This is a genomic window from Dickeya sp. ws52, from assembly GCF_007210685.1.
GTDB lineage: Bacteria > Pseudomonadota > Gammaproteobacteria > Enterobacterales > Enterobacteriaceae > Dickeya > Dickeya chrysanthemi.
On record NZ_SZVX01000019.1, the window covers coordinates 40017 to 64264 of the forward strand.

Here is a 24248-nt window from a genome sequence, read left to right on the forward strand (position 1 = left end):
CCGTTCACAAAACAATCCGGCTGTTTGTTAACAGCCTCAACGACGGCTGCCGAACAGGCGCAGCAGCATCAGGAACAGGTTGATGAAATCGAGATACAGGGTCAATGCGCCCATGATCGAGTACTTGCGGAAATTATCCCGATCATCCACCGACAGCTCTTCGCCGATGTTTTTCAGTTTCTGCGTGTCGTACGCCGTCAGGCCGACAAACACCAGCACGCCGATGTAGGTAATAGCGAGCTGCAACCCTTCGCTCTTCAGCCAGAAATTCACCAACGTCGCCAGCAAGATACCAATCAACGCCATAAACAGCATACTGCCCATGCCGGTCAAGTCGCGTTTAGTGACATAACCATACAGGCTCATCGCGCCGAACATCCCGGCGGTAATCACAAAGGTGCTGGCGATGGATTCGCCGGAATAGACGATGAAAATGCTGGATAACGTCAGGCCGGTTAGCGCCGAATACAACATGAACAGCGTGGTGGCAACGCCGCCGCTCAGGCGATGCACCATACCGGACAGCACAAACACCAACCCCAGTTGGGCGATCACCAGTCCGTAGAAGGTAATTTTGCTGGAGAACACCAGTTGCAACACCGCCGGGGTATGGGCGGCATACCAGGAGACGAACGCCGTCAGCAGCAAACCGCAGGTCATCCAGCCATAGACCTGCGCCATATAAGTTTGCAGACCGGTACTGGCCTGTTGAACGATGGAACCGTTAGAACGTGGAAATCGATCCATGATGGAACCTTTGCATAAAGTGAAACAGAACAGGCTTGCGCCCACCTGTCTTTCAGCTTAACACAAAATGCCGCGGGCGGCGGGTAACACTTCCTCAACGGTCATCGCAAAGCGGTATGACATCGGCAGGGCGCCGATGCCATGAAACGGCATTCAGTCCAGCCGATGCGCTTGCCCCACGACCGACAGATTGACGCCGCAACCCACGACGATATCTTCCCGGCTGACGCTTTTTAGTTCGATCACCTGCTGGCTGTTCGCCATCCGCAAGCGCAGCGTGGACACGAAGCCGGCAAACTCAATATTCGCCACCACCGCCTGCGCTGTTGCCGACGGCTCGGCCAACGTGACCTGAATCTGCTCCGGTCGCAGCATAATCCGCGCCGCATCGGCAGATTGATTATCGTCAACCGCGATGTCGCCCAGCGCGCACGCGGCGCGGCCGCCTTTCAGTTGTGCCGACAGCACCAGCGTATCGCCGAGAAACGCGGCGGTTCCTTCATCCACCGGGCGCAAATACAGCGACTGCGGCGACCCCACTTGCACCAGCCGCCCCTGCCGCATTACCGCGACCTGATCGGCAAACGACAACGCTTCAGCCTGATCGTGGGTCACCAGAATCGATGCGACGCCCGCCTCCGCCAACAGCGAGGATACCGCCTGACGGGTAGCGGCGCGCAGGCCGGTATCCAACGCGGAAAACGGTTCATCCAGCAGCATCAACGCCGGGCGCTGAGACAACGCACGCGCCAGCGCCACCCGCTGTTGCTGGCCGCCGGACAACTCATGCGGCCACAGCGCCGCCAGCCGCGAATCGAGCGATACCATCGCCATCAATTCATCAATGCGTCGCTGTTTATCTTGCTTACTGCCATCAAGCCCAAAACCAATGTTCTGCGCCACGGTAAAGTGCGGAAACAGCGCGCCGTCCTGCGGCACAAAGCCGATACCGCGCTGGTGGGCCGGCACCCACTGGGTCGCATCCGCCACGACGCGCGTTTGCAGACGCACCGTGCCGCAATCCGGCGCTTCAAAGCCGGCGATGATACGCAACAACGTGGTTTTACCGGAACCGGAGGGGCCGACAATGGCGGTACGGCTGCCCGGCGCCACCTGCAAGTCGATGCCGTCCAGCACCTTAACGGCGTTAAAAGATTTGCCGATGCCATAAAGTTCAAGCGTATTCATAAACCTGCCGTACGTTTCGATTGAGAATAGAGCAACCAGGTCAGCGGAAGCGACAGCACCACCATAATCAGCGCGTAAGGCGCGGCCGCCATATAGTCGATTTCACTGGTCAACGCCCAAAAACCGGTCGCCAGCGTGCGGGTGCCGTTGGGCGCCAGCAACAGCGTAGCGGTCAATTCGTTGGTAACGGCAAGAAACACCAGCGCCGCTCCGGCTGCTGCGCCCGGCGCCGCCAGCCGCAACGTGATGCGCCACAACGCCTGACCGGGCGAACACCCCAGGCTGCGTGCGACGTTTTCCAGTTCTACCGGCGCCTGCGCAATACCGGCGCGCAGGTTGATCAACGCACGCGGCATAAACATCAGCACATAGGCCAGCAACAGGGTGAATTCGGTTTGATACAGCGGCCGCAGAGTATGAATGGTCACCGTGACCAGCGCCAGCGCCACCACAATGCCCGGCAACGCGCTGGTGATGTAATTGCATCCCTCCAGCAGGCGATACAACCGCGACGGATAACGCACCGACAGCCAGGCCATCGGAAACGCGCACAGCGTGACCAACACCGCACCGCTGATACCCAGCCACAATGTCTGGCGCAGCGCGGGCCACAACTCGTCATTACGCCACACGTCCATGCCGCCCAGCCACAGCCAGCGGGTGAGCGTCATCAACGGTACGCCCAGCGCCAGCACGGTTAACGCCAACGGCAACAACACGTAAGCGAAGCCAGCCACCGGCGACAGCCGCCAGGGCGTCTGGCTGCGGGCGCTGCCGGAACCGACGCGGGCATAGCGCGCACGTCCGCGGGTCAACGCTTCCAGCAACAGCAACCCCATACAGCACAACACCAGCACGCCCGCCAGCATGTTTGCCGCCAGGCCGTTAAAGGTAGACTGGAACTGTTCGAAAATCGCGGTAGTGAAGGTGTCGAAGCGAATCATGGCGTACAAGCCGTATTCCGCCAGCAAATGCAGCGCAATCAGCAGCGAACCGCCCCACACCGCCAGCCGCAATTGCGGCAGCACCACACGAAAAAAGACGCGCCAGGGCCTGGCGCCCAGCGAGGTCGCAACATCTTCCAGGCTAGGATCAAGCCGGCGCAGCACCGCCGCCGCCGGCAGATAAATAAACGGGAAATAAGCGAGAACCGACAGGAACACGCCTGCCGCCAGGCCATTCATGCCGGGCAGCAGGCTAATCCAGGCGTAACTCTGGACAAAGGCCGGCACCGCCAGCGGCGCGGTCAGCAGTAGCGACCACCCCCGGCGACCCGGCAACGTCGTGCGCTCGGTCAGCCAGGCCAGCGCCACCCCGAGCAGCGTGCAGAGCGGCAACGTCACCGCCACCAGCAATACAGTATTGAGCAACAGTTCCCCGACCCGGGGCCGGAACACCAGCGTTTTTACCGTGTCCCAGCCGGTATCGAGGGTAATGCCCACCACAAAGCCCAGCGGCAACAACGCCAGCAACGACAACAGCAACGCCATCAGCGCCATGCCGCCGCCGGCTATCCGGTACGGCCGCGCCCCCGGTCGCGCCGGTTGGGGCACGCCGACGCCGGCGACTTTCCATTCCACATCGGCCATCTGTCTTATTAGACTCCCGCCCTGCACTGACACATTACAGCAGACCTGCTTCGGTCATCAGCTCAACCACTTTCTTGCCGTTGAGTTTGGCGGCGTCCACTTTCGGCGCCTGCAAGTCTTTCAGCGGTACCAGTTTCGGGTTGGATTCAGCATTCACGCCCACTGCGTATTCAAACGCGGTGTTGGTGCGCAGCACTTCCTGGCCTTTTTTGCCGGTGATCCACTTGATGAACGCCTGAGCCTGTTCTTTATGCTTGCTGGAAGCCAGCACGCCGCCGCCGGAGATACTGACGAACGCGCCCGGGTCCTGATGTTTGAAGTAGTACAGACGGACGTTTTTGCTGTTTTCGCCGGTTTTGGCGCCGTCGACGAACGGGTAGTAGTGATAGATGACGCCGCTATCGATCTGGCCGGCGTTCACGGCTTTCATCACCGTGCTGTTGCCTTTATACGCAGTGAAGTTGGCTTTCATGGCTTTCAGCCATTCCAGCGTCGCTTTCTCGCCTTTCAGCTCCAGCATCGCGCTGACGATCGCCTGGAAATCAGCACCCGACGGAGAAGCCGCCCAACGGCCTTTCCATTCCGGTTTGGCCAGGTCCATCAGTGACTTCGGCAACTGCGCCTCGGTCAGTTTTTCCGGGTTGTAGACAAAGACCGTCGAGCGCGCGGCAATGCCTACCCAGCGACCGTGGGACGGACGATACTGCGACTCCACTTGCGCCAGCGTGCCGGCATCCAGCGGCGCGAACAGATTGGCGTTATCCACCAGCACCATCGACGGCGAGTTTTCCGTCAAAAACACGTCGGCCGGCGAGGCATTACCTTCCTGCACCAGTTGGTTGCCCAATTCGCTGTCGCCGCCATTACGCAGCGTGACTTTGATACCCGTATCCTGAGTAAAACCGTCCACCCAGGATTTCACCAGATTTTCGTGCTGTGCGTTGTAAATCACAATACCTGACTCCTCCGCCTGTGCGCCGAAGGAGAACCCCATCATCAGGGAAGACGCCAGCAACGTGGCGGGGAACAGAGAAGCTATACGCCGTTTCATACCATTATCCTTTTCACTGTATGGCAATTAACTGTATGACAATAAAAGCGAATCAGGCGGAAAATTACCGCTGCTCATTATCGTTGCATAAAAATAGAAATAAAAATAATTCTTATTAATTATTTCCTTAACATTATTTTAATGCAAATTTTATAATTCGCTGCTTTTTATCGTTTTTTTCCTGGTGATGAAATCATTTCGGCAAAAATCATGTAGCGGCGGCAATCAATCCGCCGCTATCGGCTATGACCAACGCTCTGCCGCCTGTCGATCGCTGTCGCGGGCATCGACCCAACGGTCGCCATCCGACGTCGCTTCCCGCTTCCAGAATGGTGCGCGCGTCTTGAGGTAATCCATGATGAATTGCGCCGCATCGAACGACGCCTGCCGGTGGGCGCCACTGACGCCGACAAAGACAATCTCGTCGCCGGGGAACAGCGCGCCTACCCGATGAATCAGGCTTACCCGCTGAATCGGCCAGCGCTGTCGCGCGTCATCGACAATCTCTGCCAATGCCTTTTCGGTCATGCCCGGATAATGTTCCAGCGTCAGTGCGCTGACGTGATCGCCGAGATTGTGATTACGCACTTTGCCGGTGAACGTCACCACGGCGCCGTCCATATCGCTGGTTGCCAGCCAGGCGTACTCGTCGCCTACGCTGAACGGTTCCTGTCCTACCCGAATGCGCGTTTCCATCGCTCAACCTCCGGTGACCGGCGGGAAAAACGCCACTTCGTCGCCATCCGTCAATGGATGCGTCATCGTCACCAGCGACTGATTAACCGCCGCCAGCAGTTTGCCGTCTTCCAGCGCCAGCGCCCAACGGTCGCCACGTTCACACAGCGCCTGACGCAGCGATGCCACGTTCTGGTATTCCGCGGGCAACGATAATCGGTCGATGCCGATCAGTTCACGCACCTGCGCAAAAAACAACACCGTAATCATGATGCCTCCGCCTTAAAATCGCCGGATTTACCGCCGCTTTTTGCCAGCAGCCGCACCGGGCCTATCACCATATCCTTCTGCACCGCTTTGCACATGTCGTAAATAGTCAGCGCCGCTACCGAGGCGGCGGTCAGCGCTTCCATTTCCACCCCGGTTTTGCCGGTCAACCGGCACAGGGATTCAATGCGCACCCGGTTATATTCCGGCTGAGCCTCCAGTTCAACGGCGACTTTGCTCAGCAGCAGCGGATGGCATAGCGGAATCAGTTCCCAGGTACGTTTGGCGGCCTGAATACCGGCGATGCGGGCCGTGGCGAAAACATCGCCCTTGTGATGTCGCCCGTCGATGATCATAGCCAGAGTTTGCGGTGCCATTTCCACAAAGGCTTCGGCGCGGGCCTCGCGCACGGTTTCGGCTTTGTCGGAAACATCCACCATGGCCGCCTCACCGGCGGCGTTAATGTGGGTCAGTTGTGCCATAACAGCTTACTTTTTCAAATGAGGATAGAGGTTACAGGGTTTTTGGCGCGCATCCAGTTGCTCGCGGATGATGCGTTCCCAGGCGGTATGGCAGGCTTTGGTCGAGCCGGGCATGGCGAAAATCGCCGTCTGGTTGGCCAGCCCCGCGATGGCACGAGACTGGATGGTGGCGGTGCCGATCTCTTCGTACGACACCATACGAAACAGTTCGCCAAATCCCTCGATTTCCCGGTCGAACAACACCCGCAAAGCCTCCGGCGCCAGATCGCCGGACGTAAAACCGGTGCCGCCGTTAATCAGAATCACCTGCACATCGTCGCGGGCTATCCAGGCGGAAACCTGCGCACGAATGTGATACAGGTTTTCACCGACGATCGCGCTGTCCGCCAGATGATGCCCATCTTGCTGCAACGCCTCGCGCAAATAATCGCCGGATGTATCGTCGTCGGCGGTACGGCGGGAGGATATCGTCATCACCGCCACACGCAGAGGCATCAATTCGCTGCTGACCTTACTCATAAACACTCCGTAACGGTATGCCGTCATACCGTATTGTGCGGCTGCTCAGCCGCCGATAAAGGAAAGATTCGGGGTAATGCCGCTGTTGCCGTCATGCAGGAAATGCGCCTGTCGTTTGCTGCCAAGGCCGCCGGAGATACGCAATTTCAGCGCGTCCAACTGGTCGTCATCCGTCAGCAAATCGCGCAGCGGAATGCCCTGCTCGCCGAACAGGCACAGATGCAGATTGCCGATGGCCGAAACCCGCAGCCGGTTACAACTCTGACAAAAGTCTTTTTCATACGGCATGATCAACCCCACCTCACCCTGATAATCCGGGTGCGAGAACACCTGCGCCGGGCCGTCGCTGCGCTCCCGAACCTGCTGCAACCAACCTTGCTGCAACAGACGCTCGCGGATCACCTGACCGGAAACGTGGTGGCGACGAAACATCTCCCGCCCTTCACCGGTTTCCATCAGTTCAATAAAACGCAGTTGGATCGGCCGGGTGCGGATCCACTCGAGAAAGGTGTGCAGGCTACTGTCGTTGACATCGCGCATCAGCACAGTGTTGACTTTCACCCGGCGGAACCCGTTGGCGAAGGCGGCATCGATGCCGTCCATCACTTGACGAAATTTGTCCTGCCCGGTAATGGCATGAAACTGACGAGGATCCAGGCTGTCGACACTGACGTTAAGGGCGGTCAGCCCGGCTTCGCGCCAGCTCGCCACATCCCGCGCCAGCCGGTAACCGTTGGTGGTGACCGCCAGCGTGCGGATGGCCGGATTTTCGCGGATGGCGGCAATAATCTCGACGAAGTCGCGCCGTAAAGACGGCTCGCCGCCGGTCAGGCGCACCTTTTCCGTGCCCAGCTCGGCGAATGCCCGACCAATACGGCGGATTTCACTTAACGACAGAAAACGATGAGGGGTCGCGCCATTGGGCTGATAGCCGTCCGGCAGACAATAGGTACAGCGGAAATTACAGACATCCGTTATCGACAGACGCAAATAGTAAAACTTGCGCGCAAACGCATCGGTCAGTTGACTCACCATAAACACCTTTCCAAATACGGGAGATGCGGGCATTTCTACCCTGCACCCTGGTGACCCGCGGGTCACGGCCAGGGAACCCTATACGCGCTGACACGCGAACGTAGGCTCCGGGGCTAGGAGTTTGATTACCCGGCATCGAACACCGATGCTGGACAACCGTGATTACTTCATGAAGTCTATCGCCAAACCAAGCTTTCCGTCACTGAAAATGCGGTATATAAACTTGTATATAGCGGATTTCATTCACTATTTTCACCCGTAGGATAGCGGAAATCCGTTCAACTTTTCTGACCTGCGTCATAGGACGACGTATATCTCCTACTCCCATAGAGGTAACGTACGCGGGATTAAGCGGTTTTACCTGGGGAATAAAAACGCCCGCAAAACAAGCAACGGGCGTGAGATGCAGGTAAAGATGCCGGGATACTCAGTGCGTTTTCAGTCCGGCGGCGGTCATCAGCAAACGAAACAGCATCGCAACCACACCGAGCGTCAGTACGCTGGCGCCCCATAACACCAGCATCCATAACAACCGTCGCCATAACGGCTGGGGCGGTTTTTTCGGTGTCGTCATATCCACAAAACCTCTCTTCACCGCTGAGGGAATGGCAAAAAGCGTCATCAATGATATCCCTCGTCCGGCCGCACTTTTCCCCGAAACACATAGTAGCTCCAGCCGGTATACCCCAGGATCACGGGGATTATCAGCAGCGCACCGACCAGCATGAACCCCTGGCTCTGCGGCGGCGCGGCGGCATCCCATAGCGTCAGCGACGGCGGAATGATCATCGGCCACAGGCTGATGCCAAGCCCGGTGAAGCCAAGAAATATCAGCCCCAGCGTCAACAGAAAGGGCGAATAATGGGCGTGACGACGCACGCCGCGCACGATACCCGCTGCGCATACCGCCACCAACACCGGAACCGGCAAGAACCAGAACAAATTAGGCAGCGAAAACCAGCGTTGACTGATCGCCGGATGCGTCAATGGGGTCCACAGGCTGATCACCACGATCACCGCCAGCAACGCCATCACCAACGACGGCGCCAGCGCAGACATACGACGATGCAGAGTCTGCCCGGTTTTCATGATAAGCCAGGTGCACCCGAGCAGCGCATAAGCCACCACCAGTCCAATACCGCAAAACAGAGAAAACGGCGTCAGCCAGCCCAATACCGGGCCGGAGAAATGGCGATCGGTCACCTCAAACCCATTGATTACGGCGCCGACGGTCACGCCCTGAAAAAAAGTGGCGACCAGCGATCCCCACAGGAAGGCGCGGTCCCAAAACGGGCGGTGTGACGGTGTAGCCTTGAAACGAAATTCGAAGGCTACGCCGCGAAAAATCAGCCCGACCAGCATCAACGTCAGCGGGATGGTCAACGCATCGACAATCACCGCGTAGGCCAGCGGAAATGCGCCAAACAACCCGGCGCCGCCCAGCACCAGCCAGGTTTCATTGCCGTCCCACACCGGTGCAACGCTATTCACCATCACATCCCGGTCAACAGCTTGCCGATTAACGAGAAACAGAATACCGATGCCCAAATCAAACCCGTCCATCACGATGTACATCAGCGTGGCGAAGATAATGATGGCAAACCAGATGACAGAAAGTTCGATGCCCATGTTATTTCTCCTCTTCCAGCATTTCCGGCACCGCGGACAACGGCCGCGCCGGCGTATGCGCCAACCCCGGACCGCCGTCAGGCGCGACATCGCCCTCTCCCGGTTGTGGTCCTTTTTTAATCAACCGCATCAGATAGACATAACCAACGCCAAATACCGACAGGTACACGGCGATAAACAGCAGCAGGCTGATACTCATCTGCAAGTCGCCGTGCGCCGATACCGCCTCACGGGTGCGTTGCAGGCCGTAAACCACCCACGGCTGACGCCCGACTTCGGTGGTAAACCACCCCGCCAGAATCGCAATCAACCCTGACGGCCCCATCAGCAGGGTGAACCACAGAAACGGCCGCGAGTGATATAACCGCCGGCGCCAGCGCAGCCACAGCCCCATAACGCCCAGCAGGATCATCAGCATTCCCAACCCAACCATGATGCGAAACGACCAGAACACTACCGTCGAGTTAGGCCGCTCATCCTTCGGGAAACTTTTCAATGCCGGCACCTGCTTATCCAGGCTGTGGGTCAGAATCAGGCTACCCAGATAAGGCACTTTCAGTGCATAGCGAGTGGTTTCCTGCTCCATATCCGGCCAGCCCACCAAAATCAATGGCGTGGGTTCCCCCGGCGGGTTATCCCAGTGACCTTCAATCGCGGCGATTTTGGCAGGCTGATATTTCAGCGTATTCAGGCCGTGCATGTCCCCCAATAACGCCTGAACGGGGGCGACAATCAGCGCCATCCAGAGCGCCATCGACAACATTTTGCGTATCGCCGGGGTATCGTTGCGCCGTAATAAATACCAGGCGGCAGACGCGCCGACAAAGAAAGCGCTGGCAAGAAACGCCGCCGTCGCCATGTGCATCAACCGGTACGGAAAAGAGGGATTGAAAATAACCGCCAGCCAGTCTACCGGCACCACAATGCCATCATGAATTTCGTGGCCCTGCGGAGTCTGCATCCAACTGTTGGAGGCGAGTATCCAGAAGGTGGAAATGAGGGTGCCGATCGCCACCATGCAAGTGGCGAAAAAGTGCAGCCCCGGCCCCACCCGCTGCCAGCCAAACAGCATGACGCCAAGAAAACCGGCTTCCAGAAAGAAGGCGGTCAGCACCTCGTAGGTCAACAACGGGCCGGTAATACTGCCGGCAAACTGGGAAAACCCGCTCCAATTGGTGCCGAACTGGTAGGCCATCACCAGACCAGACACCACGCCCATACCAAAATTGACGGCAAAGATTTTCGACCAGAAATGGTAGAGATCGCGGTAGTCGCGGTTTTGAGTTTTCAGCCACAACCCTTCCAGCACGGCCAGAAAACTGGCCAGCCCGATAGTAATGGCGGGAAAAATGATATGGAAAGATACCGTGAACGCAAATTGTATCCTTGCCAGATGAAATGCATCGAGTCCAAACATGTCTTACCTCTGGACTGTAATCAGCCCTGCTATCGATTGACTTGTCGGCCGGCGCGCAGGCCAGAAACAGTAAACATCGCCGACGCGCGCCGATGACATACACCCGAAATAATTCGAGTTGCGGGCCGACACGCTGGTGGTTGAACAACGCCGCACGCTGGCCCTTCAGAGCAAGGCGCCGTTGAGCCTGGTAGCGGCAACGCAGCGCATCCCTGGGGTGCTGACTCAAATAAAAAAACCAACGCACCTGCAACGTGAAGTATGGCGGGTATAGAGCGCCGGCAGTATGTGCGCCAATGGCGGGATACTGCCGGTGAGGATCTTAAAATGGGCGGAAATAAATGGACATAAACAGTCTGCACTATTTACGCTATAACAGTGTGATTTATCTGTGCATATTGCTTATTTTTACTGCTTTTAAATATCCATCGAATGATTTAAATTCAATTAAAAACAAATAGATAATTAACACCACTGAAAATATAACAGGATTTTTTATGACATATTTTATAAAAAAAACATATTTTCAAAAACTCTGTTTCCTGTTGCTGATAATTAGGCGACGCTTTCTGGGTCATGGCAAAAAACGTCATCTGACATCCGTTTTTTCCACATACCGCGACGGTGTTTCGGGAATAGCGGGCGTACACCCGGCAACCGGTCTGCAACAGGCATTAAAATTTTCTGCTGGCGCTTATGCTGCTTTCATCCAACATGTGATATATATCCGCTACTTTTTAAGGTAGATAACCGGTATATAAGGGCATTTATGGGCAATCGCACGTTGGCGGAGCTGGGTAGCGTGGTCGCATTGGGTGGCGGCCACGGGTTGGGACGCGTGATGTCGTCGCTCTCCTTTCTCGGCTCGCGGCTGACCGGCATCGTTACCACCACCGACAATGGCGGTTCCACCGGGCGAATTCGTCGCTCGGAAGGCGGCATCGCCTGGGGCGATACCCGCAACTGCCTTAATCAGTTGATCACCACACCCAGCGTCGCCTCGGCCATGTTCGAATACCGTTTCAGCGGTAATGGCGAACTGTCCGGCCATAATCTCGGCAATTTGATGCTCAAGGCGATGGATCACCTCAGCGTACGCCCGCTGGAAGCCATCAATCTGATTCGCAATCTGTTGAAGGTAGATGCACTGCTGATTCCGATGTCGGAGCAACCGGTAGACCTGATGGCGATTGATACGCAAGGCAATCCGGTATACGGCGAAGTGGCGGTCGATCAGCTTGCCGCCCTGCCGCAGGACCTGATGCTCTACCCCGCCGCTCCGGCTACTCAGGAAGCGCTGGCGGCGATTGCCGCCGCAGATTTGATCCTGATAGGCCCCGGCAGTTTTCTTACCAGCCTGATGCCGCCGCTGCTGCTTACCGATCTGGCGCAAGCGCTGCATGATGCGCGTGCGCCGATGGTCTACATCGGTAATCTGGGGGTAGAGCAGAGTCAGATTGCCACCCGTCTGACGCTGGCGCAGAAGCTGCAACTTATCGAAAGCAAGATCGACCGGCGTATTATTGACGCAGTCGTCGTTTCCCCCCGAACCGATACTCAGGGCGTGAATGACCGTCTGATTATCCGGCAACCATTGAGCGCGCAGGATGTGCCGCATCATCATGATCGCGCATTACTCTGTGCGGCGCTGGAGCAGGCCGTGCACGCGCTCGGGCTGTGCCCGGCCTGAAGTTTATACCCTGAGCCACGGCGTGTGGGTGACACCCAGCAGCAGCCCTTCCGGGCTGAGAAAACGGGTTACCGTCTGCCCCCAGGGCTCCAACCGGTTTTCCACCAGCAGCGGATAGCCCTGTTGTTTGATAGCCTCGGTAGCAGCGGCGATATCCGCCACTTCCAGCTCCATCCAGCTTTGTGGAATCGGGTATGTCGCAGGCCAGCTATCACTGCCGAAACAGGACTGGCTGGCCTGTGCCAGCGGCCATAACGCAAAGTGTTTCACGCCGCCCAGCTCATCGCAGGTCAGGTACTCTTCATTGCCCGCCATCGGTTTCAACGGCAGATTCAACATCGTTTGATAGAACACCTGACTGGCCGGAGCCGATACCGTTATCGGCCCAAAACCGGCCACGAACAAAACGTCTACGCCGGGAATCGGATTTTTCATCACTCGCCACCTCACCTGTGTATGGAGTTCACCTCGTTATACCGTCGGCAGGGCCATCACCTCAGCGCCGAAGCGGAGATCAGGACGCCGCAATAAACTGCTCGCGCAGCGCGTGGATTTCGTCGCGCAAACGGGCAGCCTCTTCGAACTCGAGATTCTGTGCATGAGCCAGCATCTGGCTTTCCAGCTCGCGGATTTTCTGGTCCAGCGCTTTCGGCGACAGTTGCTGATACTGCGCCGCCGGCTCCGCCGCTTTCTTGCCGCGCCCTTTCCCCCGGCCGTGGGTTGGCTGACCAATCTGCAGAATATCGCCAATCTTCTTGTTCAGGCCCTGCGGCACGATGCCGTGTTGCTCGTTGTACGCCTGCTGTTTCTCGCGGCGACGTTGGGTTTCGTTGATGGCGCGCTCCATCGACGGCGTAATCTTATCGCCGTACAAAATCGCCTTGCCGTTGAGGTTACGCGCCGCGCGGCCGATGGTCTGGATCAGCGAGCGTTCAGAACGCAGGAAGCCTTCTTTATCGGCGTCCAGAATCGCCACCAGCGACACCTCCGGCATGTCCAGCCCTTCACGCAGCAGGTTGATGCCTACCAACACGTCGAACTCGCCCAGACGCAAATCGCGAATGATCTCCACCCGCTCTACGGTATCGATATCCGAGTGCAGGTAGCGTACCCGCTCGCCGTGTTCCTCCAGATATTCGGTCAAGTCTTCCGCCATGCGCTTGGTCAACGTGGTGACCAGCACGCGTTCGTTGATGGCGGAACGCTTGCGGATTTCCGACAACAAGTCGTCTACCTGGGTAGTCACCGGGCGCACTTCCAGTTGCGGGTCCAGCAGGCCGGTCGGCCGCACTACCTGATCGATTATCTCGCCGCCGGATTTTTCCAGCTCGTAATTGCCCGGCGTCGCCGAAACATAAATGGTTTGCGGCGCCAGCGCTTCAAATTCCTCGAATTTCATCGGCCGGTTGTCCAGCGCCGACGGCAGGCGAAACCCGTACTCCACCAACGTTTCCTTACGCGCCCGGTCGCCACGGTACATGCCGCCCAGTTGCGGGATGGTGACGTGGGACTCATCGATCACCAACAGACCATCGGCCGGCAGGTAGTCGAACAGCGTTGGCGGCGGCTCGCCCGGCCCGCGGCCAGACAGAAAGCGGGAATAGTTTTCAATGCCGGAGCAATAGCCCAGCTCATTCATCATTTCCAGATCGAAGGTAGTACGCTGCGCCAGCCGCTGCTCCTCCAGCAATTTATTGTTGGCGAGCAACACCTGACGCCGCTCTGCCAACTCGACCTTGATCTCTTCCATCGCCTGCAGGATGCGCTCACGCGGCGTAACGTAATGCGTTTTGGGATAAATGGTGTAACGCGGCACCACCTGCACAATGTGGCCGGTGAGCGGGTCGAACAGCGACAACCGCTCCACCTCCTCATCGAACAACTCGACCCGCAATGCAATATCTTCGGATTCGGCGGGAAAAATATCGATAATCTCGCCGCGCACCCGAAACGTACCGCGCCCAAACGCTTGATCGTTGCGGGAGTACTGTAGCTCCGCCAGCCGCCGCAGAATGGCGCGCTGGTCAATCAGCATCCCCTGCGTCAGGTGCAGCATCATTTTCAGGTAAAGGTCCGGATCGCCCAGACCATAAATAGCGGACACCGACGCCACCACCACCACGTCGCGCCGCTCCAGCAGCGCCTTGGTGGCGGACAACCGCATCTGTTCGATATGTTCGTTAACCGAGGCGTCCTTCTCGATAAAGGTATCGGAGCTCGGCACATAGGCTTCAGGCTGGTAGTAATCGTAGTAAGAGACGAAATACTCCACCGCATTCTCCGGGAAAAACGCCTTCATCTCGCCATACAGCTGCGCCGCCAGTGTTTTATTGGGTGCCAGCACCATGGTTGGGCGGTTGAGATCGGCAATCACGTTGGCGATGGTAAACGTCTTGCCGGACCCCGTTACCCCCAGCAGCGTCTGGTGCGCCAGCCCGTCCTCCAGCCCCTCTTTCAGACGGCGTATCGCCTCAGGCTGGTCGCCGGCGGGTTTGAAGGCAGAATGCAGTTTGAACTCTTTACTCATGAGCAAGACACCCGGATAAAAAACGGTTGGAATCACGCATCGAACGTCGGCCAGGATCGGCCGGCGTCGTCGGCAGGGAGAGACACAGCCTAGTATGAAAATCCCCGGCCAGATTTGCCAGCCTCATATTACTGGATATAAAAACAGCATCAAGCAATTCTTAACCATTGCCGATGCAAGGCGAGTGTTCTGGACTGCTAACACAGAGCGATGTGGCTATCCAGCAAAAAATGACGCATTTATCCCCAGAAATACCGTTTCTCAAATTATCTGCACTGACCAGTGCCGGTGATTTATTCAAACCAGGCCGGTTGCAATAAAAGTGACTTGATTTTAATTAAATTATTGATTTTAAATATTTTACCAAAAAAGCGGAGATTAGCACCAAACCAGGCGCAACCCGCGCCGGCTCTTGGCTGGCGCGTTTTTTCTAACCCTAATGCACACGGTTATCCACAGAAATGGTGGATAACTCCCACAAGCGCCCGCGCTTCCTGTATTGGCGTCTTTCGTTACCTTTCCTCGTCAGAAGCGCACAAGCCGCTTTTAAACAAAATTTCCGCGTTTGACAGGCCGGTTATTATAAAAAAAAGTACTAAATGACACAGACTTAGCAAAAAGAAAAACTGCTGGCCCAGTGGATCGGACAGCAGTTTTCAAGATGGTTTTTTCTATCAATTTCAATCAGAAAAGGGGATAAAACCGCCACTCACGCAACATTCACTTAAACTCGTTAACCTCTTAGTAAAGTGATGTTTAAGTAATCGCCAATATCCTGCTGAAACGGCTCGGATAAATGCGGGATTTCACCCAACAACGGCGCGGGAATGCTCTCCCGCAACGTTTGCAGATAGGCGGCGTGATAGCGACCGGGCGGCTGCACCACATTCGCGACCCATCCTGCCAGACGTAATCCGGCATGTCGTACCGCCTGCGCCGTCAATAATGCGTGATTGATGCATCCGAGCTTCACGCCGACAACCAGAATCACCGGCAACGCTTCTTCCTGCACCCAGTCGGCGAATGTTTGCCGCCCGGAAAGCGGCGTAAACCAGCCGCCGGCCCCTTCCACCAGCACCCAGTCGGCCTGACGCGCCAGACTGCGCAGCCCGTCGCTGAGGGTGGAAAAGGCAATCGGCCGGTTTTCCTCGGCGCTGACGATATGGGGCGAGGTCGGCGCCAAAAAGGCCAGTGGATTGACCGCTTCATACGGTAATGCCACCGAACTGTTGGCCTGTAGCTGTAAGGCATCGCTATTACGGATGCCGTGCGGCGTGACATCACAGCCGGACGCCACCGGCTTATAACCGGCAGTACGGTATCCGGCGCGGCGGGCCGCCTGCAACAACGCCACGCTGGCGACGGTCTTGCCCACTTCGGTATCGGTTCCGGTCACGAACCAACGTTCAGTCACGGTAAATTACTCCAAAAACGCGTTGATAGGTCAGGGGATACCCCTGTGGGTGGCGACAGTAGTGCATCGCCAACGCCGCCAATTGGCGACGGCTCAGCACGGCGTGTTCGCGGCCATCCCGTAGCCAGGTCGCACCGACGCCTTTCACCGAACGCATCAGGCTCAGCACATCCGGAAAATGGCAGGTCGCCGGCGCCAGCGAGATCTCGGCGTGGTAGCCACGGCAGACGGAGACAATCGTCTCCAGCGACAAAAAGCGGTTAATACGTCGGGAGCCGTCCAGTCGCTGCCAGGCGTCGTCCAGTTCAGCCAACGTGCCCTGCGCCAGCGTACAAAAGGCAATCACCCCCCCAGGGCGGGTAACGCGATAAAGTTCGGCCAGCCCGGCGGACAAATCATCGCACCACTGGATTGCCATATTACTGAAACTGATATCCACGCAGCCATCCGCCAGCGGCAGGTGTTCGATATCGCCCTGAAGATAGTGCGTTGCCGAGCGTCGCTGACGCGCCACCGCCAGCATTTCCGTCGACAGATCCAGCGCCGTCACCCGTTTTCCGCCCGCCTGCCAACGGGCGCTGAAATAACCGGTGCCGCAGCCGGCATCCAGCAGTTCGCCGCCGGCATGGCCGTCGACCAGTGTCATCAGGTATTCGCCGCTTTCGCGCTGCAGGGCGGCGAAGCGGTCGTAATGGGAAGCGGCCCGGCCGAACGCGTGGGCGATCGCCAGTTTATGGGCGCTCGGCGATGGCACATCGAGGTTAGCCGGCGTCATACAACACCTCCAGCAAACGGTCGATATCTTCCGGCTGATGGCTGGCAGTCAGAGTAATGCGCAAACGAGCAGTACCCGGCGGCACGGTGGGCGGCCGAATGGCGTTGACCCACAACCCTTGTGTCCGCAGTTGTTGCGACAGCGCCAGCGACCAGGCGTTATCGCCGACAATCAGCGGCTGAATGGCGCTTTTCGAGGCCAGCAGGCGAAACGGCAGCCCGGCGGCGCCTTCGCGAAACTGCTGAATCCGCTCCGTCAGTACGGCGCGACGGGCTGCGCCGTCGTCACCGCGAATGATTGTCAGCGCAGCCGACAACGCGCAGGCTTGCGCCGGCGGCATGGCAGTGCTGTAAATCAGATGCCGGGCAAACTGCAACAGGTACTCCGCCACCGACTGGCTGCACAACACCGCCGCCCCGCTAACGCCAAACGCTTTGCCGAAGGTGACGATCAGCAATTCAGGTTTTACGCCTTGCTGGTTGCTACAACCGCGGCCTTGCTCACCCACGGTGCCGATGCCGTGGGCATCATCCACCATCAGCCAGGCGCCATGTTCACGACAGCGCTGATGCAATGCCGCCAACGGTGCGGTGTCGCCGTCCATGCTGAACACGCCTTCGGTGACCACCAGCGTCTGGCCGCCGACCGGTTTCTCCAGCAATTGTTGCAGTGACTCCGGCTGATTATGGTGAAAGCGGCGTAACGCGGCGGGCGACAGGCTGGCGGCTTCCAGTAGCGAGGCATGACTGAGGCGATCCGCCAGAATACGATCGCCTTCCGCCAGCAGCGCGGTGGCCACCGCCTGATTCGCCGCAAAACCGGAGATCATCAACAGCGCCCGGTCATACCCCAGCCAGTCGGCCAGTTGTTGCTCCAGTTGCTCATGCACGGTGGTATACCCGGTCACATGGCCGGAACCACCGCTGCCCACGCCGAACTGTTCCGCCCCTTGCCGCCAGGCGCGCACAATCGCCGGATGCTGGCTCAGCCCCAGATAGTCATTACAGGAAAAATTGAGATAACGCCGTTGCTCTCGCACCAACCAGCGACCGCTGCCGCCGTCATTAGGCAGACGTACCCGGTAAGCGTCTTGCGCCTGTCGCTGCGCCAGCGCCTGATCAATCCGTTGCTGCCAGCTCATTTACACCGCCGCGTTGTAATATTGATCGGTATCGGCGTGCAGCAGCCGCTCCGCCAAGTGCTGCTGTTGCTGGTTATCGCCGTATTCGGTCTGGGTTTGCTGCGGGTTCAGCCCCAGTTTGCGAAACAGCAGCAAGTCCTTATCTTCTTTCGGATTCGGCGTGGTCAGCAGTTTGCAGCCATAGAAGATTGAATTGGCACCCGCCATGAAACACATCGCCTGCGTCTGCTCGTTCATCTGCTCACGCCCGGCCGACAGCCGGACATAAGAAGTCGGCATCATAATGCGCGCCACGGCGATGGTGCGGATAAAATCGAACGGGTCTACATCCTCGTTTTCCGCCAGCGGCGTCCCCTTCACTTTTACCAGCATGTTGATCGGCACGCTCTCCGGCGGCGTCGGCAGATTGGCCAGTTGCACCAGTAACCCGGCGCGATCGCGCACCGTTTCGCCCAGACCGACAATGCCGCCGGAGCACACTTTGATGCCGGCGCCACGCACTTTATCCAGCGTATCCAGCCGCTCCTGATAAGTACGGGTGGTGATGATGTTGCCGTAAAATTCCGGCGAGGTGTCCAGATTGTGGTTGTAAAAGTCGAGCCCGGCCGCCGCCAGCCGCTCGGCCTGATCGCCGTGCAACGTGCCCAGCGTCATGCAGGTTTCCATGCCCATCTCTTTCACGCCGCGCACCATCGACTCCAGATACGGCATGTCGCGCTCGTGAGGATTTTTCCACGCCGCCCCCATACAGAAGCGGGTCGATCCCGTCGCTTTCGCCTGACGAGCGGATTCCAGCACCTGCTCAACCTGCATCAGCCGTTCGGTTTCAATGCCGGTACGGTAACGGGCGCTTTGCGGGCAGTATTTGCAGTCTTCCGGGCAGGCGCCGGTTTTGATGGATAACAGCGTGCTGACCTGCACCTGACGGGGATCAAAGTGCCGGCGGTGCACCTGTTGCGCTTCAAACATCAGTTCCAGAAACGGTTTATCGAACAGGGCCTGCGCCTGTTCCAGCGTCCAGTTTACGCGTTCGGTCATCATCATTGCTCCGGGTAAAAAAGTCTCGCCAGTGTAATTTATGTGGGTATACTGTCAACCAAATTGAGATCAGATTAGTTTACAATAGTATGAATCAAGACGACCTGAATTTTGACAGGCACCATATCTGGCACCCCTACACCTCCATGACCGCTCCCTTGCCGTGTTACCCGGTGACCGCCGCCAGCGGTTGTCAGCTACGGTTGGCCGATGGACGTCAACTGGTGGATGGTATGTCGTCCTGGTGGGCGGCTATTCATGGCTACAATCATCCGCGGCTGAACCAGGCGCTGACGGCACAACTGTCGCAGATGTCTCATGTGATGTTCGGCGGCATTACCCACCCGGCGGCGGTGGCGTTGTGCCGCCAGTTGGTGGCGATCACCCCGGCGGCGCTGGAGTGCGTGTTTCTGGCGGACTCCGGCTCGGTGGCGGTGGAAGTGGCGATGAAAATGGCGCTGCAATACTGGCAGGCGCGCGGGGAGCGCCGTCAGCGCTTCCTGACGTTACGGCACGGCTATCATGGCGATACCTTCGGTGCGATGTCGGTATGTGACCCGGACAATTCGATGCACAGCCTCTATCAGGGATATTTGCCGCCGCATCTGTTTGCCGATGCACCGCAAGGCGGTTTTGACCAGCCGTGGCAACAGGAAGATATCTCGGCGTTCGGCTCCCTGCTGCAACGGCACCAACATGAGATTGCCGCCGTGATCCTGGAGCCGATCGTGCAGGGCGCAGGCGGTATGCGGTTTTATCATCCCGAGTATCTGCGCCAGGCTCGCCAATTGTGCGATCAGTACGGCATTTTGCTGATCGCCGACGAAATCGCCACCGGCTTTGGCCGCACCGGACGCCTGTTCGCTTGCGAGCACGCTGGAGTAACGCCGGATATTCTGTGTCTCGGCAAGGCGCTGACCGGCGGTTACATGACGCTCTCCGCCACGCTGACCACCCGCGTGGTGGCGGAAACCATCAGCAACGGCGAAGCCGGATGCTTTATGCACGGCCCGACCTTCATGGGTAACCCGCTGGCGTGCGCGGTGGCCCATGCCAGCCTGACGCTGTTGGCGGAAAACCGCTGGCAGGCGCAGGTAGCCGCGATTGAGGCGCAGTTGCGTCAGGCGTTACTGCCATTGAGCGAAGCGCCGACCGTCGCCGATGTGCGTGTGCTGGGCGCCATCGGCGTGGTGGAAACCCGTCAGCCGGTGAATATGGCGCATCTGCAACGTTTCTTTGTCGAACGCGGGGTATGGATTCGGCCGTTCGGCAAATTGATTTACCTGATGCCGCCCTTCATCATTCAACCGGAAGAATTGCAGACCTTAACCGATGCCGTGCGGCAAGCCGTGTTCACCCCGGCGTTATGGTAATCCCTGCGCGCCTCAAACCGGGTAGTCAATAACACCCGGTTTGATTTTCTTTTATTTCCGAAATACGGTTGCTCTTCTCTGCCGGATTATTTTTTCCAGCAGTTCAAATCGGAAAATAACAATAAGAAATTATCACTCATGATGGTGATTGAATAATTCTCATCCATCGACACCTTCTGCGCCAATTCTTTGAACTAGCTTCAGAATTGCTATTTCCCTGCTTGAATCCCCAATGAAGACTGGCATAGCGTGACAGAAAATAATCGTTGGCGCTCACCGCTTATTTCATTCAACCGATACCGCCTGTCCTGGCTTTTTCCCCATGGCCTGTCGTGATGAATGGTCTGGCGTCGAATGACCTGGCATTGCAATATTACGCACGGGCGCCCGCTGTTTTTCCTCTGGCCCATATATAATGAGAAAAACCACATGAAATCACGCTTCTCGCCGCACGCCGCGGCGGTTCTGCCCTGGGTTGCCACGTTGCCCCTGCTGTTTTCCCCACTGGCGGAGGCGGTACAACAAGCCACGCTCGATACCCGCGGAGCCCCGTTGATTACCGTCAACGGCCTGACATTTAAAGATTTGAACCGTGACGGAAAACTCAATCCGTATGAAGACTGGCGCCTGCCGGCGGCACAACGGGCGGCAGACCTGGTATCACGTATGACGCTGGCGGAAAAAGCCGGGGTAATGATGCACGGCTCCGCGCCGACCGCCGGCAGCGTTACCGGCGCCGGTACGCAGTATGACCTCAACGCGGCAAAAACCATGATTGCCGAGCGCTACGTCAACAGCTTTATTACCCGGCTTTCCGGCGATAATCCGGCACAAATGGCTGAGGAAAACAATAAATTGCAGCAACTGGCGGAAGCCACCCGATTGGGGATTCCCGCCACCATCAGTACCGACCCTCGCAGTTCGTTCCAGTCGCTGGTCGGCGTCAGCGTATCGGTCGGTAAATTCAGCAAATGGCCGGAAACCCTTGGCCTGGCCGCTATCGGTGACGAAGAACGGGTGCGGCGCTTTGCCGATATTGTGCGTCAGGAATACCGCGCCGTCGGCATCACCGAAGCATTGTCGCCCCAGGCCGACCTGTCCACCGAACCGCGCTGGCCGCGTATCGACGGCACTTTTGGCGAAGACCCTGACCTGACCAAAAAAATGGTACGCGGTTATGTCACCGGTATGCAGAACGGCAGCAACGGCCTCAACGCGCAGAGCGTGATCTCCATCGTGAAACACTGGGTCGGCTACGGCGCCGCCCAGGAGGGCTGGGACAGCCATAACGTCTACGGCAAATACGCACAGTTCCGGCAAAATAACCTGCAATGGCACATTGACCCATTCACCGGCGCGTTTGAGGCCCACGCCGCCGGCATCATGCCCACCTACTCGATTTTGCGAAACGCCCGCTGGCACGGTAAACCGATCGAACAGGTCGCCGCCGGGTTCAACCGCTTCCTGCTGACAGACCTGTTACGCGGCCAATACGGTTTCGATGGTGTGATCCTCAGCGACTGGTTAATAACTAACGACTGCAAAGGCGACTGCATCACCGGCGTGAAGCCGGGCGAAAAACCGATCCCTCGCGGTATGCCCTGGGGGGTGGAGAACCTGACGCCCGCCGAGCGCTTCATCAAAGCCGTCGATGCCGGGGTCGATCAGTTCGGCGGCGTCACCGACTCGGCCTTGCTGGTGCAAGCCGTGCAAGACGGCAGGCTGAGTGAAGCCCGGTTGGATACCTCCGTCAACCGTATACTGAAGCAGAAATTCCAGATTGGATTATTCGAACGTCCCTACGTTAACGCCGCGCAGGCCAGCGACATCGTCGGCAAAGCGGACTGGCAACAGCTGGCGGACGACACCCAGGCCCGCTCGCTAGTGTTGTTGCAAAACAACAATCTGCTGCCGCTACGTAAAGGTAGCCGGGTCTGGCTGCATGGTATTGCCGCCACCGCCGCACAGGCTGCCGGTTTTGTCGTCGTCGATACGCCGGAACAGGCCGATGTAGCGCTGATCCGTACCCAGACACCGTATGAACAACCACACAAAAACTTTTTCTTCGGCAGCCGTCACCACGAAGGATCACTGGCGTTTCGTGCTGACAACCCAGACTATCAAGCCATTGTGCGCGCCAGCGCCCGCGTACCGACGCTGGTTAGCCTCTATATGGAACGCCCGGCCATCCTGACCAATGTGGTGGACAAGACCCGTGCGCTGGTCGCCAACTTCGGCGTCAGCGATAGCGTTTTACTTGACCGGCTGACGTCTGGCGCGGCCTACACCGCTAAATTGCCTTTTGAGCTGCCGTCCTCCATGCAGGCGGTGCGCAAACAACAGCCTGACCTGCCTTACGACAGCGCCAAACCGTTATTCCCCTTTGGCTACGGCCTGCCTCACTAAACGGTGTCGCCCCGGCTTGCCGGGGCACCCCACCTGAAAAAACAGCATGACGGCAACCTACGCCCTTCGTTTTGTGATTCGTAGCACACTGACAGTATTAGCGTTATCATCATCGTCTACCGTTTATCAGGATTTTCCCTATGCGCAATACCATCACACTGTGCTGGCACTATTTACGCGCTTTCGCAGTGATTTACCTGTGTTTATTCATTGGCAATGCGATATCCGCGCTCCTTCCCATCACCATTCCCGGCAGTATTCTCGGTATGCTGGTGTTGTTCACCCTGTTGGCGTCGCAAATTCTGCCGTCACACTGGGTAAAACCGGGCTGTCGGTTATTGATCCGCTACATGGCGCTGTTATTCGTGCCGATTGGCGTCGGGGTCATGAACTATTATGGGGTGCTGCGTGAACAGTTCGCGCCGATCGTCGTCTCCTGTCTGGTTAGCACGTTTGTGGTCATGATCGTGGTCGGTTATACCACTCAGATGATGCACCGTGATCAGGTGCCGCCGGGCCGAAACACGGCAGACGCCAAGGAAGACAAATGATGCTGAATTATCTGTGGTGGTCGCTGCCGCTCACGCTGCTGGTATTCTTTGGCGCCCGCAACGTGGCGATGACGCTGAAAATGCCGTTGCTCAACCCACTGCTGGTATCGATGTTGGTGATCATCCCGCTGTTGTTGGTTCTGGATATCCCTTATGACCACTATTTCAGCGGCAGTTCCCTCCTCAATAGCCTGCTGCAACCGGCGGTAGTCGCACTGGCATTTCCGTTATATGAACAACTGCATCAAATTCGCGCACGCTGGAAATCCATCATTAGCGTTTGTTTTATCGGCAGCGTCACCGCCATTATTTCCGGCACCATCATTGCTTTGTGGCTCGGCGCTTCGCGGGAAATCGCCGCTTCCGTGCTGCCGAAATCGGTCACCACGCCGATCGCCATGGCCGTCGCCAGCGCCATCGGCGGGATTCCGGCTATCAGCGCCATGTGCGTGATCCTGGTTGGCATCGTCGGCGCCGTATTGGGCCACGCGCTGTTTAATCGGCTCAACATCCACGCCAAATCCGCCCGTGGGCTGGCGATGGGGACGGCATCTCATGCATTAGGGACTGCACGCTGCGCGGAAGTCGATTTCCAGGAGGGCGCATTCAGTTCGCTGGCGTTGGTGATCTGCGGCATCATCACTTCATTGATCGCCCCGTTTTTGTTTCCGGTGATCGTGCGCCTGATGGGGTAACGCCGCCGGACACCCTGACGCCATCCAGCCGGCAGGCGC

At 57.7% G+C, this 24248-nt stretch carries 23 protein-coding genes and 1 riboswitch; of the genes, 5 read left to right on the forward strand and 18 right to left on the reverse strand.

The genetic code is table 11. From position 1 onward, the window contains the following. Nucleotides 1-36: 36 nt before the first annotated feature. From FDP13_RS17005 to FDP13_RS17060, 12 genes are all read right to left on the reverse strand, one after another. A complete protein-coding gene (locus FDP13_RS17005) occupies nt 37-747 on the reverse strand; it encodes a Bax inhibitor-1/YccA family protein (RefSeq protein ID WP_012770220.1) in 711 nt (236 codons plus the stop codon). 153 nt (nt 748-900) lie between these two features. After that, entirely contained in the window at nt 901-1935 is a 1035-nt protein-coding gene (locus FDP13_RS17010) for an ABC transporter ATP-binding protein (protein ID WP_033576938.1), read from the reverse strand. Continuing rightward, on the reverse strand, nt 1932-3524 hold the full coding sequence (locus FDP13_RS17015) for an iron ABC transporter permease (protein ID WP_033576937.1): 1593 nt from the start codon (nt 3522-3524) through the stop codon (nt 1932-1934). The genes FDP13_RS17010 and FDP13_RS17015 overlap by 4 nt, the downstream gene beginning before the upstream one ends. 34 nt (nt 3525-3558) lie before the next feature. Then, nucleotides 3559-4575, reverse strand: a complete 1017-nt coding sequence (locus FDP13_RS17020) for an iron ABC transporter substrate-binding protein (protein WP_033576936.1) — start codon at nt 4573-4575, stop codon at nt 3559-3561. A gap of 243 nt (nt 4576-4818) precedes the next feature. Continuing rightward, nucleotides 4819-5271, reverse strand: a complete 453-nt coding sequence (gene moaE / locus FDP13_RS17025; RefSeq protein ID WP_012770224.1) for a molybdopterin synthase catalytic subunit MoaE — start codon at nt 5269-5271, stop codon at nt 4819-4821. 3 nt (nt 5272-5274) lie between these two features. Beyond that, entirely contained in the window at nt 5275-5520 is a 246-nt protein-coding gene (gene moaD / locus FDP13_RS17030; RefSeq protein ID WP_027712388.1) for a molybdopterin synthase sulfur carrier subunit, read from the reverse strand. After that, nucleotides 5517-5999, reverse strand: coding sequence for a cyclic pyranopterin monophosphate synthase MoaC (gene moaC / locus FDP13_RS17035; RefSeq protein ID WP_012770226.1), 483 nt, complete (start codon nt 5997-5999; stop codon nt 5517-5519). The genes moaD and moaC overlap by 4 nt, the downstream gene beginning before the upstream one ends. Before the next feature lie 6 nt (nt 6000-6005). Further along, on the reverse strand, nt 6006-6518 hold the full coding sequence (gene moaB / locus FDP13_RS17040) for a molybdenum cofactor biosynthesis protein B (RefSeq protein WP_033576934.1): 513 nt from the start codon (nt 6516-6518) through the stop codon (nt 6006-6008). A 45-nt stretch (nt 6519-6563) separates the two neighbouring features. Further along, nucleotides 6564-7553 (reverse strand): GTP 3',8-cyclase MoaA, encoded by a 990-nt coding sequence (gene moaA, locus FDP13_RS17045; RefSeq protein ID WP_033576933.1) that lies wholly within the window; start codon nt 7551-7553, stop codon nt 6564-6566. Continuing rightward, nucleotides 7541-7685: riboswitch (molybdenum cofactor riboswitch) on the reverse strand. (Overlaps the previous gene by 13 nt.) Nucleotides 7686-7980: 295 nt before the next feature. Next, complete coding sequence (locus FDP13_RS17050) at nt 7981-8127, reverse strand: DUF2474 domain-containing protein (RefSeq protein ID WP_071603186.1); 147 nt, start codon at nt 8125-8127, stop codon at nt 7981-7983. Between the two features lie 47 nt (nt 8128-8174). Further along, the gene (gene cydB, locus FDP13_RS17055; protein ID WP_012770230.1) at nt 8175-9182 is read right to left on the reverse strand and encodes a cytochrome d ubiquinol oxidase subunit II; all 1008 of its coding nucleotides are present in this window, start codon (nt 9180-9182) and stop codon (nt 8175-8177) included. A gap of 1 nt (nt 9183) precedes the next feature. Beyond that, nucleotides 9184-10599, reverse strand: a complete 1416-nt coding sequence (locus FDP13_RS17060; protein ID WP_143839967.1) for a cytochrome ubiquinol oxidase subunit I — start codon at nt 10597-10599, stop codon at nt 9184-9186. 769 nt (nt 10600-11368) lie between these two features. Here FDP13_RS17060 and yvcK point away from each other — a divergent pair. Continuing rightward, nucleotides 11369-12289, forward strand: a complete 921-nt coding sequence (gene yvcK / locus FDP13_RS17065) for a uridine diphosphate-N-acetylglucosamine-binding protein YvcK (protein WP_143839968.1) — start codon at nt 11369-11371, stop codon at nt 12287-12289. A gap of 3 nt (nt 12290-12292) precedes the next feature. Here the strand turns inward: yvcK and FDP13_RS17070 are convergent, their stop codons facing one another. The 6 genes from FDP13_RS17070 to bioB all read right to left on the reverse strand — a co-directional run bounded on the left by FDP13_RS17070 (nt 12293) and on the right by bioB (nt 19184). Then, on the reverse strand, nt 12293-12724 hold the full coding sequence (locus FDP13_RS17070; protein WP_143839969.1) for a VOC family protein: 432 nt from the start codon (nt 12722-12724) through the stop codon (nt 12293-12295). Nucleotides 12725-12803: 79 nt separating this feature from the next. Continuing rightward, entirely contained in the window at nt 12804-14816 is a 2013-nt protein-coding gene (uvrB, locus tag FDP13_RS17075) for an excinuclease ABC subunit UvrB (protein WP_143839970.1), read from the reverse strand. A 733-nt stretch (nt 14817-15549) separates the two neighbouring features. Continuing rightward, nucleotides 15550-16230 carry a dethiobiotin synthase gene (gene bioD / locus FDP13_RS17080; protein ID WP_143839971.1) on the reverse strand — a complete coding sequence of 227 codons (681 nt, stop codon included), beginning with the start codon at nt 16228-16230 and terminating at the stop codon, nt 15550-15552. Next, the gene (gene bioC, locus FDP13_RS17085) at nt 16223-17005 is read right to left on the reverse strand and encodes a malonyl-ACP O-methyltransferase BioC (protein ID WP_143839972.1); all 783 of its coding nucleotides are present in this window, start codon (nt 17003-17005) and stop codon (nt 16223-16225) included. The genes bioD and bioC overlap by 8 nt, the downstream gene beginning before the upstream one ends. Further along, complete coding sequence (gene bioF, locus FDP13_RS17090; RefSeq protein WP_143839973.1) at nt 16992-18146, reverse strand: 8-amino-7-oxononanoate synthase; 1155 nt, start codon at nt 18144-18146, stop codon at nt 16992-16994. Before bioF ends, bioC begins: the two co-directional genes overlap by 14 nt. Beyond that, nucleotides 18147-19184, reverse strand: a complete 1038-nt coding sequence (gene bioB, locus FDP13_RS17095) for a biotin synthase BioB (RefSeq protein ID WP_027712401.1) — start codon at nt 19182-19184, stop codon at nt 18147-18149. Nucleotides 19185-19273: 89 nt separating this feature from the next. On the opposite strand from bioB, the gene bioA reads away from it, so the two are divergent. The 4 genes from bioA (at nt 19274) to FDP13_RS17115 (ending at nt 24209) form a co-directional block, all read left to right on the forward strand. Next, nucleotides 19274-20557, forward strand: a complete 1284-nt coding sequence (gene bioA, locus FDP13_RS17100; protein WP_143839974.1) for an adenosylmethionine--8-amino-7-oxononanoate transaminase — start codon at nt 19274-19276, stop codon at nt 20555-20557. 429 nt (nt 20558-20986) lie between these two features. Then, entirely contained in the window at nt 20987-22963 is a 1977-nt protein-coding gene (locus tag FDP13_RS17105; protein ID WP_050516139.1) for a glycoside hydrolase family 3 protein, read from the forward strand. Nucleotides 22964-23103: 140 nt separating this feature from the next. After that, on the forward strand, nt 23104-23514 hold the full coding sequence (locus FDP13_RS17110) for a CidA/LrgA family protein (protein WP_143839975.1): 411 nt from the start codon (nt 23104-23106) through the stop codon (nt 23512-23514). Continuing rightward, complete coding sequence (locus tag FDP13_RS17115) at nt 23514-24209, forward strand: CidB/LrgB family autolysis modulator (protein WP_143840004.1); 696 nt, start codon at nt 23514-23516, stop codon at nt 24207-24209. Before FDP13_RS17110 ends, FDP13_RS17115 begins: the two co-directional genes overlap by 1 nt. Nucleotides 24210-24248 lie beyond the last annotated feature (39 nt).

Bases quoted from the DNA above. Each gene is read 5' to 3' on its own strand.
- FDP13_RS17005 (WP_012770220.1), bottom strand. From the start codon at position 747: ATGGATCGATTTCCACGTTCTAACGGTTCCATCGTTCAACAGGCCAGT.
- FDP13_RS17010 (WP_033576938.1), bottom strand. From the start codon at position 1,935: ATGAATACGCTTGAACTTTATGGCATCGGCAAATCTTTTAACGCCGTT.
- FDP13_RS17015 (WP_033576937.1), bottom strand. From the start codon at position 3,524: ATGGCCGATGTGGAATGGAAAGTCGCCGGCGTCGGCGTGCCCCAACCG.
- FDP13_RS17020 (WP_033576936.1), bottom strand. From the start codon at position 4,575: ATGAAACGGCGTATAGCTTCTCTGTTCCCCGCCACGTTGCTGGCGTCT.
- moaE (WP_012770224.1), bottom strand. From the start codon at position 5,271: ATGGAAACGCGCATTCGGGTAGGACAGGAACCGTTCAGCGTAGGCGAC.
- moaD (WP_027712388.1), bottom strand. From the start codon at position 5,520: ATGATTACGGTGTTGTTTTTTGCGCAGGTGCGTGAACTGATCGGCATC.
- moaC (WP_012770226.1), bottom strand. From the start codon at position 5,999: ATGGCACAACTGACCCACATTAACGCCGCCGGTGAGGCGGCCATGGTG.
- moaB (WP_033576934.1), bottom strand. From the start codon at position 6,518: ATGAGTAAGGTCAGCAGCGAATTGATGCCTCTGCGTGTGGCGGTGATG.
- moaA (WP_033576933.1), bottom strand. From the start codon at position 7,553: ATGGTGAGTCAACTGACCGATGCGTTTGCGCGCAAGTTTTACTATTTG.
- FDP13_RS17050 (WP_071603186.1), bottom strand. From the start codon at position 8,127: ATGACGACACCGAAAAAACCGCCCCAGCCGTTATGGCGACGGTTGTTA.
- cydB (WP_012770230.1), bottom strand. From the start codon at position 9,182: ATGGGCATCGAACTTTCTGTCATCTGGTTTGCCATCATTATCTTCGCC.
- FDP13_RS17060 (WP_143839967.1), bottom strand. From the start codon at position 10,599: ATGTTTGGACTCGATGCATTTCATCTGGCAAGGATACAATTTGCGTTC.
- yvcK (WP_143839968.1), top strand. From the start codon at position 11,369: ATGGGCAATCGCACGTTGGCGGAGCTGGGTAGCGTGGTCGCATTGGGT.
- FDP13_RS17070 (WP_143839969.1), bottom strand. From the start codon at position 12,724: ATGAAAAATCCGATTCCCGGCGTAGACGTTTTGTTCGTGGCCGGTTTT.
- uvrB (WP_143839970.1), bottom strand. From the start codon at position 14,816: ATGAGTAAAGAGTTCAAACTGCATTCTGCCTTCAAACCCGCCGGCGAC.
- bioC (WP_143839972.1), bottom strand. From the start codon at position 17,005: ATGACGCCGGCTAACCTCGATGTGCCATCGCCGAGCGCCCATAAACTG.
- bioF (WP_143839973.1), bottom strand. From the start codon at position 18,146: ATGAGCTGGCAGCAACGGATTGATCAGGCGCTGGCGCAGCGACAGGCG.
- bioB (WP_027712401.1), bottom strand. From the start codon at position 19,184: ATGACCGAACGCGTAAACTGGACGCTGGAACAGGCGCAGGCCCTGTTC.
- bioA (WP_143839974.1), top strand. From the start codon at position 19,274: ATGAATCAAGACGACCTGAATTTTGACAGGCACCATATCTGGCACCCC.
- FDP13_RS17105 (WP_050516139.1), top strand. From the start codon at position 20,987: ATGAAATCACGCTTCTCGCCGCACGCCGCGGCGGTTCTGCCCTGGGTT.
- FDP13_RS17110 (WP_143839975.1), top strand. From the start codon at position 23,104: ATGCGCAATACCATCACACTGTGCTGGCACTATTTACGCGCTTTCGCA.
- FDP13_RS17115 (WP_143840004.1), top strand. From the start codon at position 23,514: ATGCTGAATTATCTGTGGTGGTCGCTGCCGCTCACGCTGCTGGTATTC.